This is a genomic window from Roseibium algicola (assembly GCF_001999245.1).
Classification (GTDB): Bacteria; Pseudomonadota; Alphaproteobacteria; order Rhizobiales; family Stappiaceae; genus Roseibium; species Roseibium algicola.
The window spans coordinates 232,611-249,736 of the sequence record NZ_CP019630.1 but is presented as its reverse complement, the minus strand read 5'-3'; the positions used below and the strand labels follow the sequence as shown (position 1 = coordinate 249,736).

Below are 17,126 nucleotides of genomic sequence, written 5' to 3'. Positions count from 1 at the left end.
TCAATCGGCGCGGTTGCGCAGCACTGTTGCGAGAAAAACCAGCATGGTCAGAACCGCCAGAACAGAGCCGGCCTTGGCCATGATTTCCCCTTCGGCGTTGATCGCAAATACGATCCCGGGCACCAGCACGATGACGGTGAGAACCGACAATCCGTAGTGGATGAGCGCAAGGCGCGAGGCGGCTGCCTTTGGTGCCAGGGCGTAGTAGGCACCAAAGACGGCCATCATCACGAAGCCGATCAGGTTGAGATGCCCATGCGCTGGCGCAAGTGTGTGATCAGTGGTCGCGGACATGTGGATGCCCCAGGCCATGCCGATCAGGGCAAAGAGTGCGGCCGTGGCAAAATATAGACGTGGTATCGCTTTCATGTGTTCCCCCCGGAAGACGATGGCCATTCCTGTTTTCAGGTCCTGGCCGAGAGAAAGCTTACATGATTTGTGACAGTTGGATGACGGGAAAAGTAAATTGCAATATCTGGCGAAACGGATTTTAGTTCCGTAATGACAGATTCAGACATTCTCTCCCGTTTGCCGGCCCGCCTCAAGAAAGCGCGGCGTGCCCAGGGGCTCTCGCTTGAGGCCGTTGAAAAGCTTTCCGGCGTTTCCCGCTCCATGGTCAGCCAGATCGAGCGCGGGGAGTCCAACCCGACTGTCGCGACCCTGCTCAATCTGACCAGGGCCCTGAATGTCGACTTTGCAGGTCTTCTGGGGGAGGAGGCAGCCGAGGATCGGGTCGAGATCGTGCACGAACATCAGACCCCGGCGCTCGACAGGGCGGGAGACGGCTGCAAGATCCGCATCCTGTCACCGCCGCAGGACACAGGCCGGTTCGAAATCTATGAGCTGATATTCGCGGCAGATGGAAAGCTCGACAGCAAGCCGCACGAACGTGGAACGCGGGAGCAACTGATAGCCGAAGACGGCCGGCTTGAAGTCACGTCCGGTGTGGCCAAAGGTGTCATCGGAAAAGGGGACACGGCTCGCTACGCCGCCGACGTGCCCCATTGCATTGCAGCCGTTGGCGGCCCGGCTCGGGCGATCCTGATGGTGATTAAGTTCTGAAGGCCGCGAGCGCTTCCTTGACCTTCACACAGCCGGCAGCGGCACATCAGGCCAGGTTTCCGTGACTTCCGCCTGCACCGGCCGGTCGAGATACGTCGTCAGCACCACATAACTTCTGGTCGCCCTTACGCCCGGCAGGGCATAGACCTGTGCAAGGAAGCGTTCCATCGCGTCGGCGTTGGCCGTCCGCACCTTCAGGATGACACAACAGTCGCCCGTGACGGAATGGAGCTCTTCCACTTCCGGAAAGTCCCGCAGCTTCATCATCCGCTCGCTCTTGCCCCATCCGCTGGCATCCACATGCACGAAAGCCAGAAACGGTTTGCCGACAGACATGGGATCAATGGCGGCGTTGGTGGAGGAGATGGTGCCGGACGCGATCATCCGCTTTACCCGGTCATGCACCGCCGGTGCGGACAGCCCGACCTTGGTCCCGATCTCGGCATAGGTCTGCCGGGCATTGCGCACCAGCTCGCCTAATATTCTTCGGTCGAATGCGTCCACGGGGCGGCTGGGAGTGCTGTTTTTCTGAATGGTCTCTTTATTTGATTTCATTCGGCCAGATCCTTGTTGCGGTGAATCGTGTTCGTCTGAACAGTCATATCCGAAACAGACTTCGGAAGAAGGATCTTCGACTTGATGGAGCGGACAATCAACCCGGACAAGGGCATTTACCCGGCAACACCGGATTATGTGCATGCCCTGGAAGTGACCGGTGCAGGGCGGTTGCTCTTCGTCAGCGGCACCATGGGGCTTGATGTAATCGGCCGGGCTCCAGAGAGCCTGGAAGAGCAGCTCGATCTGGTTTGGGTGAACCTGCGCCGGATCCTGACTGAAGCGGATATGACGACCGACAATATCGTCCGCGTCACCAGTTATCTTTCAGATCCCGGCCATGCCGAAAAGAACCAGGCCGCACGACTGGAGGCGCTGGGCACCCGACGCGTCCCGACCACGGCCATTGTGGTTCGAACGCTGACACCCGAGTGGATGATCGAAATCGAAATTGTCGCGGCCGCTTAGGCGAAGCAGCAGTTCTCGGCAAATCTGGCGAGCGCAGGAGAAAGCAATGCAGTTCGAGACCTATCTGATCTTTCTTGTCACGACAGCTGTCGTGGTTTTCTCTCCCGGTGCGGCGGCCGTGGCCGTTGCGTCGCAAGGGGCGGCCAATGGTGGGCGTCGGGCACTTGGTGGCGTTTTTGGTATTGCGTCTGCCAATGCCGTTTATTTTGCGCTTTCGGCAACCGGCATTGCCTCACTGATCATTGCCTCCAACCTGGTGTTCTCGGTAATCAAATGGGCCGGTGTAGGATATCTCGTCTGGCTGGGTCTGACCGCACTCTTCACGCCGGCAGGCGCAATCCGCGTCAAACGGTCCGGGCGGCAGTCCAGCCTGAAGGCGTTGTTCGCCCAGGGCTTTGTGATCGAGTTCGCCAATCCGAAGGCATTGCTCTATTTCGCAGCCATTTTGCCCCAGTTTCTCGACATCAATGCACCCATTGTTCCGCAGATCCTCATCATGGGCATGACGACTTTCCTGATCGACCTGACATCCTACACGGCATATGCCTTTCTGGGGGATCGCCTGACCCGTGGCGAGATGAAGAACTGGGTTGTAGGTCTCGTCAACAAATGCGCCGGGGTTGCCTTGCTCTATGCAGGTTTTCGAATGGCGGGTGTCACTGTAATGCGTTAGTATCTGCGGATATTTCCTGGCCGGAAAGGCTGACGCGATCGCCTGGATCTTACAGAAGGGCAGTTGCAAGAATCCGTGATACCGGAAATCAAATCTTTTATTCCGGACAAATATCCGGCATAGTGGAGGAAATATCCATTTTGCCGGAGGAAGCCCTGTGTCCGATGCCTTTCTGTCGCATATTTCCGAGACGCTTAGAGAAATCGAGGCCGAAGGGCTCTACAAACGCGAGCGGTTGATCACCTCGCCGCAGGGCGGTGTGATCGCGGTTGGCGGGCGCGAGGTTATAAACCTTTGCGCAAACAATTACCTGGGTCTGGCCGATCATCCGGCTCTTGAGGAAGCTGCTCGCAAGGCACTTGAGCCAAAGGGTTACGGCATGGCGTCCGTGCGCTTCATTTGCGGAACGCAGGACATTCACCGCCAGCTTGAACAGCGTCTGGCCGAGTTTCTAGGCAAGGACGATTCCATTCTGTTTGCGGCCTGTTTTGACGCAAATGGCGGCTTGTTCGAGCCTTTGCTTGGCCCTGAGGACGCGATCATATCGGACGCGCTCAATCACGCATCGATCATAGACGGTATTCGCCTGTGCAAGGCCCGGCGCTATCGCTACGCCAATTCCGATATGGCGGATCTGGAAGAGAAGCTGAAGGAAGCCCGAGCCGCCGGAGCCCGCCATATCATGATCGCGACCGACGGTGTCTTCTCGATGGACGGCTATCTGGCCAACTTGCCTGGCGTGACCGAACTCGCCAGGCAATATGATGCCGTGGTGATGGTCGACGATTGCCACGCGACCGGCTTCATGGGGCCGAAGGGCAAGGGCACCCCGGCGCATTTCGGGGTCGATGTCGATATTTTGACGGGAACACTCGGCAAGGCGCTGGGCGGCGGCATTGGTGGTTACATTGCCGGGCCTCAGCCGGTTATTGACCTGCTGCGCCAGCGGGCAAGGCCCTATCTCTTCTCCAACTCCCTGCCACCGGCAGTGGTCATGAGCGGTCTTGAGGCCATCCGCCTTGTGGAAAAGGGGGACGATCTGCGCAAGAACCTTTTCGACAATGCCGGCTATTGGCGTGCAGGCCTTGAAGCGCTCGGCTTCACGCTTCTGCCGGGCGAGCATCCCATCATTCCGGTGATGCTGGGCGAGGCAAAGTTGGCCCAGGAAATGGCGGCAAAGTTGTTTGAGGAAGGCGTCTATGTCTCCGGTTTCTTCTTTCCTGTGGTGCCGCGCGGTCAGGCCCGCATTCGCACGCAGATGAACGCGGCCTTGACCCGGTCCGACCTGGACCGCGCACTGGAAGCCTTCGAAAAGGCCGGCAAGGCGACGGGGGTTCTGTCATGACCAGCAACCAGATGAAGGCGCTGTCCAAGTCCGAACCGAAGGAGGGCCTCTGGATGACCCGCGCGCCGGTGCCGGAAATCGGTCCGGACGACGTTCTGATCAAGATCCATAAAACCGGCATTTGCGGCACGGATATTCACATCTGGAACTGGGACGACTGGGCGTCGAAGACCGTGCCGGTGCCGATGATCACCGGTCACGAATTCGCCGGCGAAATTGTCGAACTCGGCAAGAACGTCACCGACCTTGAAATCGGACAGCGATGCTCAGGCGAGGGGCACCTGATCGGACGGCACTCACGCCAGTCTCGCGCGGGCAAGTTTCATCTGGATCCGGAAACCCGCGGCATAGGCGTCAACGAGCAGGGTGCCTTTGCAGAATATCTGCGCTTGCCGGCTTTCAATGTTGTGCCTTTGCCGGACGAGATCGACGATGAGATCGGCGCCATTCTCGACCCGCTCGGCAATGCGGTTCATACCGCACTCAGTTTCGATCTGGTTGGAGAGGATGTTCTGATCACCGGAGCCGGTCCGATCGGCATCATGGCCGCTGCTGTTGCCCGTCATGTCGGGGCGCGCAATGTCGTTATCACCGATATCAATCAGGCGCGTCTCGACCTTGCAACGAAGGTGGCCGACGTGGTGCCGGTCAATGTCGCCCGGGAAGATCTGAAAGGCATCGAGAAGAAACTCGGCATGAAGGAAGGCTTCGACGTCGGCCTGGAAATGTCCGGCAGTCAGGTAGCGCTCGATCAGATGGTCGAGAACCTCGTGATGGGCGGGCGGATCGCACTGCTTGGTATCCCACCCGGAAAGTCGCCCGTCGACTGGTCACGCATCGTGTTCAAGGCCATCACGATCAAGGGCGTTTACGGCCGGGAAATTTTCGAGACCTGGTACAAGATGATTGCCATGCTGCAGAACGGTCTGGACGTGCGCAATGTCATCACGCACCGGTTTGGTGTCGATGATTTCGAAAAAGGTTTTGCTGCCATGAAGTCCGGCGAAGCCGGCAAGGTAGTACTCAGTTGGACATGAGCCGGCTGAATGGCGAAGGGAACTTCAGCAGCTACGTCAACAATCAAGTGACGCAAGATCGCTCTCGATCAGATCGAGGGCGATCTTTTCGCGCGCGTTTCTTTCCTGGTGGCGTTGCACCGTTTCAGGCAAAGCCGGATTTCTGCGGCAATCCCAGCTTTTTCAGGACCATCACCACCGGGCAAAGTCCGGTAAAGGAAGCCTGGACGAGATGGGCGCCGAGAATTCCGGTGAGCCAAAGCCAGTTGAGATTGACGTAGACAGCCAGCAATACCGACGCAAGTATCAGCAGGCCGACCACGAGAAGAATGGCGCGTTCGACGGTCATCGTATTCTCCCAAGTTTCATTCATTCGAAACAGAGAAATTATGCGCCCATTTTACCGCGTTGAACAGGTCCCTGGTTCCGGGGTGACATATCGCCAAGCAGGGATCTCACCGGCGTAATTGCGGCAAATTCCGGATCGACAAGAGAATAATACTCATTTTGAGCATTATTCTCTTGCTAATGCTCAAAATGAGTATTAGATGAGATGCAGCCGAGGAGTTCGGCTGCATTCCATAAATTCGAGGGAGGCTCGAATGTCCAAATTTCACTACGGTGTTTTTGTCGGCCGCTTTCAGCCGTTGCATGCCGGCCATGAGGCCGTCATCAGATCTGCTCTGGAACAAGTCGATACGCTGATCGTGCTGATCGGGTCTTCCGGTCAGGCGCGCAGCCCGCGAAATCCCTTCACTTGCGCCGAACGCGAAGAAATGTTCGCAAAGGTGTTCAAGCACGAGCTGACCACCGGCCGTCTGATCCTGAAGCCTGTTTCGGATCATCCCTATTCGGATGCTGCCTGGTGCGCCGAGGTTCAGCGAGCCGTCAATGAAACCGTGCTTGCCGATTACAACAAGGGCGGTGTCGTTCTGCATGGCTTGCAGGATATCGAGATCGCGCTTGCAGGCTATGGCAAGGACCGCACGAGTTACTATCTCAAGCTGTTTCCCGAATGGGGCAATGTGCAGTTGGCGAGCCAATACGGCACCTTCTCGTCGACAGACGTGCGCAGGCAGTTGTTCCAGCGCATCCCGGTCATATCGCGGTCGGTTCTGTCGGCCGGCGTGGTGGAGTGGCTGGAAGCCTTTGTTCTGACGGAGACCTTTCGTGCACTTCTGGAAGAGGCCGAGTACCTGGATGCCTATCCCGGGCAATGGGGAAGGGGACCGTTCGTGACGGTGGATGCCGTCGTCATCCAGTCCGGAAACATTCTTCTGGTCGAGCGCGGCCAGGCTCCCGGCAAGGGATTGCTGGCTCTGCCCGGCGGTTTCCTTGATCCCAGTGAAAGCATAAAGGATGCCGCGATCCGCGAGTTGAAGGAAGAAACCGCCATCAGCGACCACAAGGGAGAAATCCCCCCGGCGATGCTGGCGTCTTTCATAGACGGAACCAAGACAAGGGTCTTCGACCATCCTGACCGGTCGTTGCGTGGCCGCATCATCACCCACGCGTTTCTGTTTCGCCTGCCTGAACGGCGCGAACTGTTTTCAGTCACGGGTGGCGACGATGCCAGGTCAGCCAATTGGCATCGCCTTGGCGACCTGAAGTCCGAGCAGTTCTTCGAAGATCACTGGTCCATCATCCAGCTGATGGCGGACCTGTAACAGCGCCCGCGGGGGAGGCCCGCAGGCAATCGCACCTGTCACGTGAGGAGTTCACAATGACAAATCCACTTCTGGCGACTGACAGCTACAAGCAGTCGCATTTCAAGCAATACCCTCCGGAGGCCCGCAGGATTTCTGCTTACCTGGAAGCAAGGCCAAATCCGTTTTCGGACAGCGTCCTGTTCTTCGGGCTGCAAACTTACCTGAAGGACGTGCTTCTCAAGCCGATCACGGCATCGGACATTGCGGCGGCTGATCGGATCTGTGCCGCCCATGGCGTTCCCTTCAACCGGGAAGGTTGGGAACAGATCCTGACAGATCATGGTGGCCTGTTTCCGCTGGAGATCAAGGCGCTGCCGGAAGGAACACTGGCACCGAGTGGTGTGCCGTTGGTTCAGGTGGAAAACACCGACGAGCGCATGCCCTGGCTGACGACCTGGGTGGAAACCGCCTTGTTGCGGTCGGTCTGGTACCCGTCGACGGTTGCGACGTTGTCTTTCAAGTGCAAGGAGATCCTGTATCGCGGTCTTCTGGAAACGTCCGACGATCCGGACAGCCAGATCCCGTTCAAGCTGCACGATTTTGGCGCGCGCGGTGTATCTTCTGCCGAAAGCGCCGCTCTTGGCGGCATGGCCCATCTGGTCAACTTTGCAGGCACCGACACCATGGAAGCTCTGGAAGCGGCCATGACCTGGTACGGCGCGGATGTGGCGGGCTTTTCCATCCCGGCTGCTGAACACTCGACTATGACGAGTTGGGGCCGTGAGCGGGAAGTCGACGCGTACCGGAACATGCTGGTGCAGTTTGGCCGTCCCAATGCTCTGGTGGCGGTCGTTTCAGACAGCTACGATCTCGGCAATGCTGTCGAGAACCTGTGGTGCGGCCGGTTGAAGGACGAGGTGCGGAAATCGGGGGCAACGGTCGTCATCCGCCCGGATTCCGGCGACCCTGTCGAAATGCCGTTGAAGGTTATGGAAACCCTTTGGCAGCACTACGGCGGCTCGGAAAACAGCAAGGGTGCGCGCGTGTTGCATCCGTCGGTTCGCGTCATTCAGGGTGACGGCATGAAGCTCGACACCATCAGGCAACTGGTGGAAGAGCTGGTGCGTCGCAATTGGTCGGTCGACAACATCGCCGTCGGAATGGGCGGGGGACTGTTGCAGCAGGTCAACCGGGACACGATGCGCTTTGCCATGAAGGCAAATGCGATGAAAACCGCTGATGGCACCTGGCGCGATGTCTCCAAGAACCCGGCGACCGATCCCGGCAAGGCCTCCAAGGCCGGTCGGCAGGCGACGGTCCTGGAAAACGGCGTGCTGAGCGCGGTTCGTCTCGAAGTGGTTGGCGGCAGAACCGATCAGTTGCAGACGGTCTACCGTAATGGCATGCTGGTGAAGGACTGGACTTTCGAAGAGGTACGCGCTCTGGCCCGTAAGCACCTGTTGGAAAGGGTAGCGAGCTGACCACATGATTGACCCATGGTGTTGGCCGGATGACGGCCAGCACTGGAAACAGTGGTGCGGACGGCTAAAGGGCCGTCCGTTGCCAATCCGGTTCGTAGGTAATGTCGGAAACGCCGGCAAAGCGGGCGGTGCGTTCCAGCTCCGCCTGTAGTTTGGCCTCCCGGCCCTTTGAGGCTCTGATGCCTTGTTCCGGCCAGTAGGCCCGCACATGAAGCCTGTTCTCGCTCCTGAGTGCCTTCATGTCGATGCGGCCGATCAAACGGTCGCCTTCCAGGACAGGGAAGACGTAGTAGCCGTATTGGCGCTTCGGCTCGGGAACGAAGATCTCGATCCGGTAGTAGAAACCGAACAGGCGCTCGGCCCTTTTGCGGTCGCGAAGTGCAGGATCGAACGGCGACAGGATCCGCACCCGCGAAGGCGGTTCGGGAAGCTCGGAAACGGTATCCAGCGTCTCCGGATAGGCGAACACCTTCCGCCAGGATCCATCGACACACTCAACTTCAATTTCGGTAATCGTGCCCGCAGCCTTTGCTGCCGTGCACCAGTCCTTGGCTTCCTGAGGCGTGATCAGGTCCCAGAAGGCAGCAATCTCGCCGGAGGTCGCAAAGCCCAGCCTGTCGAGCGCGGAGCGGGCTGCCCAATCTGTCGTTTCTTCAAAGTCATGAGCAGCATTGAGATGTTGCGCCGGAATGACCCGTTCCGTCAGGTCGTAGACTTTCTGAAACCCGTTCCGGCCGGTTACCGACAATTCGCCGGTGCGCCACAGGAACTCGAGTGCTGCCTTTGAGGGGTGCCATTCCCACCAGCCGCCATTGCTGCGTTGCTCGTCTTCACCAACAGATGCCGACGTGACCGGACCATGGTCGCTGATCCTGTTCAAAATCTCGTCGAATTTCCGTTCGAACTCGTTCTGGTGCCAGTTGCGCCATCTGTTGATGAGGTTTTCCTTGTCCCGGCTGAAGCGTAGGCGCCAATGCCGGAAGAACTCTGTCGGTATGACCGACGCATCGTGCGTCCAATGCTCGAACAGATGCCGGTCACGCTCGGCAAGAAGCTTGAGGTTCTTTTCCTTGTAGGCTGGTCGCCGGGTAGCCAGGATCATGTGGTGCGCGCGGGCGACAGTGTTGATGCTGTCGAGCTGCACGAAGCCGATCTGGTCTATGACCGCAGCAAGATCATCGCCTTTTCCGGTTCCCTTGGGGGCGGATGCAAGGCCGTGTCTTTCGAGGAAGAGCTGCCGAGCGATACGATTCGGCAGCCGGGGCAGGGGGGAGGCACTCATGCGGCAAGGCTAGCATCTTCCAGGTTTCAAAGAAAATGACCGCAGGGATCTTATTGTGAATTTTTGCAAGAGCCGTAGATGCCGTTGTCAAAATGAAACCGCAAATACAACGCATGCACACGTAAAACGTGTTTTTTTGATTGACCGATTAGTCAAAAGAAGTTTCACTGATTTGCCTGACTTCATTCATGGCTTTGTTTGAGCGGTATAAAATGAGTGTTTTCAATCATTTGAGAAAGAGAATACTGGTTTCGGGTCTTGCTTGCCTGGCTTTGACACTGTCCTCTGCTGCCCGTGCCGACACGAATGACTGTTCCTCCGTCAAGTTGAACGGTTCCAGTGTCTGGTACCCGATTTCCATGCGCCAGGAAGCCGATGTCGGCCTCAATGGTGTGCTTCCTGACCTCGCAATTGAAATCTTTTCAGCATTGGATTTGCCTTTGGTCATGGGGCCGGATCTGCCGTGGAAACGGCTTTTGACATTGCTTGAGCATGGGCAGATCGACGTCCTGGCGGGGGCCTATCTGACTGACGAAAGGCTCGCCAAGTTCGGCGTCAGTCTGCCGGTCATGCACGAAGATGTCGGTGTCTTTGTCCGCACCAGCCTGGATATTCGCCCTGCATCTCTTGAAGACCTTGCGGGACTGAGGGGCGTTGCACCGTTCGGGGCATCGTTTGGCGAAGAATTCGAGACCTATGCGGCTGCCAAACTGTCCATCGATCGGCAACCCTTCGACGACTTCAAGACCAACATGTACCTGCTGGCAGAGGATAAGGCCGACTATCTGGTCATTGCCCGCCGGGACGGCGAGATGATGATCCAGGAAGCCGGGGTCGAAGGAAAGGTCGAGGTCCTGCCGTGGTCTGCGGCTGTCAACACGGTTCATTTCCTGTTCTCCCGCGCGACACCGTGTATAAGAATGCTGGAGTCCTTTGATGAGGAACTGCAGCGTCGCCGTGAATCCGGTGAGCTGAACAAGCTGATCGAAGGCTACACTCTGCCCACGGGCGACGGATAGAAGAAGCAAGAGACCCCATGCAGCAACAGGTGAAGGCGTGACGGATTTAGGCGCAGCCGGTCCGGGACTGATACTGATTGCCGTGCTGGTGTTTCTGAGCGCAGGGTTCATCAAGGGGCTTGTGGGCTTCGGATTGCCGACAATCGGGCTTGGCCTGATGACTGTGTTTGTCGGTGTCGAAAAGGCGATGGTCCTTATCCTCTGGCCGGCATTCCTGACCAACCTCTGGCAAAGCCTGTCAGGTGGTTACCTGCGCGTTCTCTTGCCCCGTCTCTGGCCGTTTCTGGTGTCAGCCGTGGTGATGCTCGCCGCCGGAACCTTCATCCTCACCCAGTTGCCGGAAGGTGCTGCCGATCTGCTTCTGGGGATACTGATGGTTTCCTACGCGGTGCCGATGCTTGCAGGGCTGGTGCTGCATATTCCGGAAAACCGGGTCGTCCCGGTTGGAGTGGTCGTCGGGCTGGTCAACGGTGTCCTTTCGGGACTGACGGGGTCCTACACGGTGCCCGGTGTCATGTATCTGCAGGCGCTGGGGCTCACGCGAGACGAACTTATCCAGGCAATGGGTCTCCTATTCCTGCTGTCGACGACGGCGCTCGGCATTTCACTTGGCGGTTTCGGACTGATGGGAGGCCAGGAAGCGGTGGCCTCTGCTGCGCTGGTCGTACCGGCCCTGTCCGGCGTCTGGTTTGGACAGCACACGCGCAAGAAAGTGTCGGAGGCCGGTTTCCGCCGGCTCGTGCTGGCAGCAATCCTCGCCCTTGGCCTTTACCTCATTCCACTGGGTCTCTGGCGCCTGCTCTAGCTTTTTCCAGCAGAATTCGTGGCGCTTTGGACCACGGTCAAGGACTTGCGTTTCCAATGTCATTCCGGCCAAGCAAAGCGCGAGCCGGGACAGTGGAAACGTTGTGTTCGCTGTCGTCTTCGGCTTGTTTCGCCAGATCTCGGCTCACCGATCACGGATCTTCGCTACTCTACGTCCTGGTTGACCATGGCGGGCTACAAAAAAACGCCGCGAAGACCGCGGCGTTCGAGAACTGGTTTTTCAGGTCGTGTCTTACTTGGCGATCAGCCGCATGGGGGTGGCGGTGCCGACCCCGGATGTCGTCTTGGTGTTGGCCCACTGGTAGGACTGACGTTCCTCCGTCGGTGTGCACAAGAAGCGCTCGCGGTAGCATTTGGTGAAATGCGAGGTGGAGGCAAAGCCGCAGGCCAAAGCGACATCCAGCACCGGGCGGCTGGTCCGGCGCAACAGGTCGCGCGCGGTTTCAAGGCGCAGGCGCAAGTAGTACTGGCCGGGCGTGCAGTTGAAATGACGCCGGAACAGGCGCTCCAGCTGGCGCGGCGACAGGTTGACCGTCATCGCAAGTTGCTGGCAGCTCAGCGGGTCTTCGATATGCAAATCCATGATCCGGATCGCGTCGAGGATCTTGGCATTCGAAATGCCGGTCCGGGCCTCGATGTCATGGCGCTGCGCAGATTCGCCGGAACGCATGTTCTGGTAGAGCGCGACTTCGGCAACTTCATGGGCAAGATAGGCACCATGCTGGATCGCGATCAGGCGCAGCATCATGTCGAGCGACGCCATGCCGCCGGCACAGGTGATACAGTTGCGGTCGATCGCAAAGATATCGGACGTTACTTCGACATCCGGAAATTCTTCCCGCAGGGATCTCAGGTTTTCCCAATGGATGGTGCAGCGGCGACCGTCGAGAAGATGATACCGGGCAAGCAGATAGGCACCGGTGCAGATGGCGCCAAAGGTGCGGCCCATTGCGTTCAGACGGCGCAGCTTGTTGCCGAGTTCCGTGTCCAGCGGCAGGCGCTCGACGTCGATGCCGGTGCACAAAAGTGTAATGTCGGCATCGTGCAGGTCGCGAATAGATTTTTTGACCGCGACTTCGCAGCCGTTGCTCGCCGTGACGGGATTCCCGTCAAGCGAATAAGTTGTCCATTGGTAGTACTCTCTTCCCAAAAGGCGATTTGCTATTCTGACAGGTTCGATAACGCTGGCGAAAGCGTTCATGGAAAATCGCTCCATGAGCACGAATGCTATCTTCTGGCCTGATTCATCGTGCGCGCGTCCGGACATTTACTGTGCCTCTATGGAAGGTATTATTGCCATTTGTCTTTGGCTTTCAGCAAGTTTTGCAGTTTGTATTTATCTGTCAAATAAAAAACGCTTACAGACCTGATATTCTCGTAAATGTCACAAACGAATTGGCAGCGTTGCCCAGCCCGTCATCCAGGTGCGGAACATTTCATCGGCAAATGCTGTCTTTTTCACCGCGATGCCGACGCTGCGCCGCTCCAGGCCTTCATGGTCGAGCGGGACGCCCGTCAAAGTATCCTTCATCTTCAAATGACCGGCTGGAAGGATGGCAGCGCCAAAGCCTAATCCGGCCAATTCCAGTACCTGCTGATCGTTGACAGCTTCAGCTGAAACGTTCAACGGCAGGCCCGCCAGGGCGAATTCAGCCAGCAGGGCATCATAATTCGGGCAATACCTGCGGGAGATCAGGGAAACGGACTGAAGGTCGTTCATGGAAATCCTGTTGCGTCCGGCCAGCGGATGAGACCTTGCAACGGCAAGTACATAAGGCTCGCTGTAGAGTTCCCGGTACTTGTGGCTCCTGGGGGAACAGGCCTTGTCGACCAGAGAAAGTTCCGCGTCCGCCGCTGCCTGCTCGAAACGCATTTCCAGTGTCGGATAAGTGGTGCGCAGGGCATGGAACGCCCCCTGAAACGCGGGAAGCAGAATATCGGGCGCCGTATAGAGGCTCAGGCGAAGTGGGGGTTCTTTCAGGAAGCGGTTCTCGGCCTCTCCGACAGCCCGCAGGATAGACTGGGCATGGTGATACAAATCGCGGCCAGCCGGTGTCGGGCGTAACCCGGTGCGGGAACGGACAAACAGCGACGTTCCAATCGCGTCTTCAAGTTTCTGCAAGGCCTGGGACAAGGACGGTTGGGAAATACCGTGTCCCATCGCTGCTGCGCTGATCGTTCCCAATTCGAAGGCGCTGACGAAATAGCGAAGCGGGGTCACTTCAAGCATAGGAATTGCCTATATCAACGATAGAAATCATAGGAGTATACTGCGAAACAAGCTGAGGGCACAACTCGGGCGGTCAATTGCAACGCCGTACCGAAGGAACTCCCGAATGAATTCCGCAATACCCCTGTCTCCGTCAGAAACCTTTCCGCTGCCTCGAACCGAACCGATCGCCATTCATCGTGTGCTTGATCTGTTTGAAAAAGGGTCACCGGAACTCTTCGGCGAACTGTCGGAACAACTGGACTTCCGTATCGACCACTACCGCGATGAAACCGACGTTGCCTGGCAGGTGGCCTCCGGGCTGGAGGAAATGGCTGGTGTCCTGCAGCGCCTTGCACAGGACGTTTTTCCGAAGGGAACACATATTCTCGCTCTCGCCTCCCAGGCATTGGGGCAGGGATGGTTCCTGACCCGTTTCGAGCAACGGTTCTTCTATCCTGTCAGGAACTGCGAATGTGAAAGCATCACCTATATCCTCAGCCACGAAGACAACGGAAAGCTCGATTTCTTTCGGGAAACCGTGACGACAATTGAAGAAAGACGCTGACGTGTAATGCAGGTGGCGTGGCCGTCCGGCATCGCCGGATGGCCCGTCAGGGTAGGCCTGCGAATGCCTGTAGGACGGAATCTTGAACATTTTTAGAATGATTTTTTTGAACTAAGTGCGTTTAGTGGATCGCAGTTGCTTCAAGTCAAGGCTGGACTAGTGCTACATGAGGCACAATCTAATACGAGCGCTGACATACGGACCAAGATTGACATGAACGTACTTGCCAAACCCGCCGACCTCGAAGCTGCCGCCCCGGCTGGCGCTTTCGTCGAGGAAGTGAAATCCGTCCAGCATTACACGGACCGCCTGTTCCGCTTTCGCATGACACGCCCGGCGAGCTTCCGCTTCCGCTCCGGGGAATTCGTGATGATCGGTCTGATGATCGACGGCAAGCCGCTCTATCGCGCTTATTCCATCGCCAGCCCGGCATGGGACGAAGAGCTCGAGTTCTTCTCCATCAAGGTTCCGGACGGCCCGCTGACGTCTCATCTTCAGAAGATCCAGCCGGGTGATGCCGTGCTGATGAAGAAGAAGCCGACCGGCACGCTGGTGAACGATGCGCTCATCCCCGGCAAGCGCGTCTACATGTTCTCCACCGGAACCGGCATCGCACCTTTTGCGAGCCTGATCCGTGACCCGGACACCTACGAAAAATTCGACCAGGTGATCCTGACCCATACCTGCCGTGAAGTTTCCGAGCTGAAATACGGCGAGGACCTTGTGCAGGAAACCATCAACGATCCGCTGATCGGTGAGTTCGCAAAGGACAAGCTGGTCCATTACACCTCCGTGACCCGGGAAGACTTTCCGCGTCAGGGCCGTATCACCGATCTGATCAAGTCCGGCAAACTGTTTGAAGACCTCGGCGTGCCGCCGCTCGATCCCGCCGTTGACCGCGGCATGATCTGCGGTTCCATGGACATGTTGAAGGACACCAAGGCGCTTCTGGAAGAAGCAGGCCTCACCGAAGGTGCAAACAACAAGCCGGCAGAGTTCGTTGTCGAGCGTGCGTTTGTCGGCTGAGTCGGCAACGGCTTAATCTGTTATTAATGCTTAGATCTTTGGCCGGGGGCGCGTGTTTAACACGTGCCCCCGCGGCTTTATTAATGATCTATTTTGGGTTTTCCAAAGAAAGCAGGGTCAATACACCCTAATATGGGGTTCGCGGGTGGACAGACATTGCCTGCAGTGGCAAGAATCTGTCTTAAAAATGGCAAGTCAGCAGGGCCACTTGAACGCTGCAGGCCAAACATCAAGGTACTGAGCCATGATCTCCGACAGTCGAACCTATGTGATTGCCGAAATCGGTATCAACCATAATGGCGATATCGACCAGGCCCTCGAAATGATCCGCAAGTCGAAGGAGGCCGGGTGCGACGCAGTCAAGTTTCAAAAGCGTACGATCGACGTCGTCTATTCCGCTGAAGAGCTGGCACGTCCCCGTGAAAACGTCTTCGGCGCAACGAACGGCGATCTGAAGCGCGGTCTGGAATTCGGCAAGGCCGACTACGACCGCATCGACAAGCTGTCGAAGGAACTGGGCATCGACTGGTTTGCCTCGCCATGGGACGAAGGGTCAGTCGATTTCCTGCTGGACTACGACACCCCCTATATCAAGGTCGCTTCCGCGATGGTGACCGATCGGGATTTCCTGGAGTATTGCGCTCGCAGTGGCCGGCCCTTGCTGGTTTCCACCGGCATGAGCGACATGGCAATGGTGAAGAGCTTCGTTGACGTGATCGAGCGCTCCGGCGGCGAGATCGCCTGCCTGTACCACTGCACCTCCACCTATCCGACGCGCGATGACGAGATCAATCTGCTTGGCATTTCGACCCTGAAGGACGCTTTCCCCCATCTGAAGATCGGTTTTTCCGGTCACGAAGAAGGTATCCTGCCAAGCGTCTGTGCCGCCGCTCTTGGGGCGTGTTCCATTGAACGGCATGTCACGCTGGATCGCTCGGACTGGGGGTCCGACCAGAAGGCGTCGCTTGAAATGCCGGAAGTCGCTGAGCTGGTTTCGCAGGTGCGCCGGGTGGAAGTGGTCCGGGGCGACGGGGTTCTGCGCTTCTATGAAGACGAGAAGCCGATCGCGGAAAAGCTTCGCCGGAAAGTCACGCTGCAGGCGGCGTGAGACGATTGAGGTATTGGTGGGCTGACCGGAACCGGTCGGCCCTTTTTTTGTTCAAGAGCCATTTATGTCCATCATTGACCGCTGCCTGAATCTTTACCGGGGGGAGAGCTATTATGTGGCTTATCCAGCCCGGCCGCTCCCGCAGGACTATTGGGAAGCAAAGACGGATCCGGACGGCAAGGTCAGGGACATTGAAGCCGAGCGTGATCAGCGCAAGGAAGATGTTCGCTATATCGCGGACTACGTCAACGCACGGTCGCCGGGACGAGTGCTTGATATCGGCTTCGGCCTTGGCGAATTGCTTGAGCAACTCACGGGCAAGAACGAGTGTTTCGGCCTGGATCCTTCCGAGAAGGCGGTAGAGGTCGCTCGCCAATGGTGTTCGGCAGAGCTTCGGCACGGTGTTCTGGAGAAGGGTACGTTTCCTTCAAGCACGTTCGATGTGGTGACCGCCAACCATGTTATCGAGCATGTCGACGAGCCGATCCCCTTTGTTGAAACCATCTTCGAGATCCTGAAACCGGGTGGTGACTTCATTTGTGGCACGCCGAATTTCGCTTCTGCGGCCGCCCGGGTCTACGGTGATCGTTTCCGGTTGCTGCATGACCCAACTCATGTGAGCCTGTTCTCTGACGATTCTCTTGTCAGGCTGCTGCGTGACACGGGATTCCGCATCGAAATGGTCGAATATCCCTATTTCGGAACGCGTTTTGCCACGCGCGAAACGTTCGACAGCATGGCACGGGCCGACGCGGATGTGTCGCCGGCGTTCTGGGGATCTTTCGTAACCGTGTTCGCGCGCAAACCAGAGTGACCCCAGCTTCTCCGAGGTGGTTGAGC

19 protein-coding genes are annotated in these 17,126 nt (G+C 57.6%); 13 read left to right on the top strand and 6 right to left on the bottom strand.

Features of this window, described 5'->3' with window-relative positions; all coding sequences use genetic code 11:
- A complete protein-coding gene (locus tag B0E33_RS01135; protein ID WP_062491737.1) occupies nucleotides 1-369 on the bottom strand; it encodes a hypothetical protein in 369 nt (122 codons plus the stop codon).
- 132 nt (nucleotides 370-501) lie between these two features.
- On the opposite strand from B0E33_RS01135, the gene B0E33_RS01130 reads away from it, so the two are divergent.
- On the top strand, nucleotides 502-1,062 hold the full coding sequence (locus tag B0E33_RS01130; protein WP_075281503.1) for a helix-turn-helix domain-containing protein: 561 nt from the start codon (nucleotides 502-504) through the stop codon (nucleotides 1,060-1,062).
- A gap of 24 nt (nucleotides 1,063-1,086) precedes the next feature.
- On the opposite strand, the gene B0E33_RS01125 is transcribed toward B0E33_RS01130, so the two are convergent.
- Nucleotides 1,087-1,617 (bottom strand): Lrp/AsnC family transcriptional regulator, encoded by a 531-nt coding sequence (locus B0E33_RS01125; RefSeq protein ID WP_077290154.1) that lies wholly within the window; start codon nucleotides 1,615-1,617, stop codon nucleotides 1,087-1,089.
- An 84-nt stretch (nucleotides 1,618-1,701) separates the two neighbouring features.
- On the opposite strand from B0E33_RS01125, the gene B0E33_RS01120 reads away from it, so the two are divergent.
- From B0E33_RS01120 to tdh, 4 genes are all read left to right on the top strand, one after another.
- Nucleotides 1,702-2,085 carry a RidA family protein gene (locus B0E33_RS01120; RefSeq protein ID WP_077290153.1) on the top strand — a complete coding sequence of 128 codons (384 nt, stop codon included), beginning with the start codon at nucleotides 1,702-1,704 and terminating at the stop codon, nucleotides 2,083-2,085.
- Between the two features lie 46 nt (nucleotides 2,086-2,131).
- Nucleotides 2,132-2,758 (top strand): LysE family translocator, encoded by a 627-nt coding sequence (locus B0E33_RS01115; protein WP_075281506.1) that lies wholly within the window; start codon nucleotides 2,132-2,134, stop codon nucleotides 2,756-2,758.
- A gap of 157 nt (nucleotides 2,759-2,915) precedes the next feature.
- Nucleotides 2,916-4,103, top strand: coding sequence for a glycine C-acetyltransferase (locus tag B0E33_RS01110; RefSeq protein WP_077290152.1), 1,188 nt, complete (start codon nucleotides 2,916-2,918; stop codon nucleotides 4,101-4,103).
- Nucleotides 4,100-5,140, top strand: a complete 1,041-nt coding sequence (gene tdh / locus B0E33_RS01105) for an L-threonine 3-dehydrogenase (RefSeq protein WP_062489103.1) — start codon at nucleotides 4,100-4,102, stop codon at nucleotides 5,138-5,140. The genes B0E33_RS01110 and tdh overlap by 4 nt, the downstream gene beginning before the upstream one ends.
- 124 nt (nucleotides 5,141-5,264) lie before the next feature.
- Here the strand turns inward: tdh and B0E33_RS01100 are convergent, their stop codons facing one another.
- Nucleotides 5,265-5,468: a YgaP-like transmembrane domain gene (locus tag B0E33_RS01100; protein WP_031270681.1), complete on the bottom strand. Its 204-nt coding sequence runs from the start codon at nucleotides 5,466-5,468 to the stop codon at nucleotides 5,265-5,267.
- 253 nt (nucleotides 5,469-5,721) lie between these two features.
- Between B0E33_RS01100 and B0E33_RS01095 the strand changes: the two genes are divergently transcribed.
- Nucleotides 5,722-6,786 carry an NUDIX domain-containing protein gene (locus B0E33_RS01095; RefSeq protein ID WP_077290151.1) on the top strand — a complete coding sequence of 355 codons (1,065 nt, stop codon included), beginning with the start codon at nucleotides 5,722-5,724 and terminating at the stop codon, nucleotides 6,784-6,786.
- 56 nt (nucleotides 6,787-6,842) lie between these two features.
- A complete protein-coding gene (locus B0E33_RS01090; RefSeq protein WP_077290150.1) occupies nucleotides 6,843-8,249 on the top strand; it encodes a nicotinate phosphoribosyltransferase in 1,407 nt (468 codons plus the stop codon).
- A gap of 64 nt (nucleotides 8,250-8,313) precedes the next feature.
- Here the strand turns inward: B0E33_RS01090 and B0E33_RS01085 are convergent, their stop codons facing one another.
- Nucleotides 8,314-9,531, bottom strand: a complete 1,218-nt coding sequence (locus B0E33_RS01085; RefSeq protein WP_077290149.1) for a winged helix-turn-helix domain-containing protein — start codon at nucleotides 9,529-9,531, stop codon at nucleotides 8,314-8,316.
- 212 nt (nucleotides 9,532-9,743) lie between these two features.
- Here B0E33_RS01085 and B0E33_RS01080 point away from each other — a divergent pair, with 212 nt between their 5' ends.
- Both B0E33_RS01080 and B0E33_RS01075 read left to right on the top strand, forming a co-directional pair.
- Nucleotides 9,744-10,550 (top strand): substrate-binding periplasmic protein, encoded by an 807-nt coding sequence (locus tag B0E33_RS01080; protein WP_167579476.1) that lies wholly within the window; start codon nucleotides 9,744-9,746, stop codon nucleotides 10,548-10,550.
- A 37-nt stretch (nucleotides 10,551-10,587) separates the two neighbouring features.
- A complete protein-coding gene (locus B0E33_RS01075; RefSeq protein WP_077290147.1) occupies nucleotides 10,588-11,355 on the top strand; it encodes a sulfite exporter TauE/SafE family protein in 768 nt (255 codons plus the stop codon).
- A gap of 252 nt (nucleotides 11,356-11,607) precedes the next feature.
- Here B0E33_RS01075 and B0E33_RS01070 read toward each other — a convergent pair whose 3' ends face one another.
- Both B0E33_RS01070 and B0E33_RS31065 read right to left on the bottom strand, forming a co-directional pair.
- Complete coding sequence (locus tag B0E33_RS01070; protein WP_023003882.1) at nucleotides 11,608-12,642, bottom strand: GlxA family transcriptional regulator; 1,035 nt, start codon at nucleotides 12,640-12,642, stop codon at nucleotides 11,608-11,610.
- 117 nt (nucleotides 12,643-12,759) lie between these two features.
- A complete protein-coding gene (locus B0E33_RS31065) occupies nucleotides 12,760-13,605 on the bottom strand; it encodes a LysR family transcriptional regulator (protein WP_077290146.1) in 846 nt (281 codons plus the stop codon).
- 106 nt (nucleotides 13,606-13,711) lie between these two features.
- Here B0E33_RS31065 and B0E33_RS01060 point away from each other — a divergent pair, with 106 nt between their 5' ends.
- The 4 genes from B0E33_RS01060 to B0E33_RS01045 all read left to right on the top strand — a co-directional run bounded on the left by B0E33_RS01060 (nucleotide 13,712) and on the right by B0E33_RS01045 (nucleotide 17,100).
- Entirely contained in the window at nucleotides 13,712-14,152 is a 441-nt protein-coding gene (locus tag B0E33_RS01060) for a hypothetical protein (RefSeq protein ID WP_023003884.1), read from the top strand.
- Nucleotides 14,153-14,365: 213 nt separating this feature from the next.
- Nucleotides 14,366-15,178: a ferredoxin--NADP reductase gene (locus B0E33_RS01055; protein WP_023003885.1), complete on the top strand. Its 813-nt coding sequence runs from the start codon at nucleotides 14,366-14,368 to the stop codon at nucleotides 15,176-15,178.
- Nucleotides 15,179-15,422: 244 nt separating this feature from the next.
- The gene (locus B0E33_RS01050) at nucleotides 15,423-16,286 is read left to right on the top strand and encodes an N-acetylneuraminate synthase family protein (RefSeq protein WP_023003886.1); all 864 of its coding nucleotides are present in this window, start codon (nucleotides 15,423-15,425) and stop codon (nucleotides 16,284-16,286) included.
- A 64-nt stretch (nucleotides 16,287-16,350) separates the two neighbouring features.
- Nucleotides 16,351-17,100 (top strand): class I SAM-dependent methyltransferase, encoded by a 750-nt coding sequence (locus B0E33_RS01045; RefSeq protein WP_077290145.1) that lies wholly within the window; start codon nucleotides 16,351-16,353, stop codon nucleotides 17,098-17,100.
- Nucleotides 17,101-17,126 lie beyond the last annotated feature (26 nt).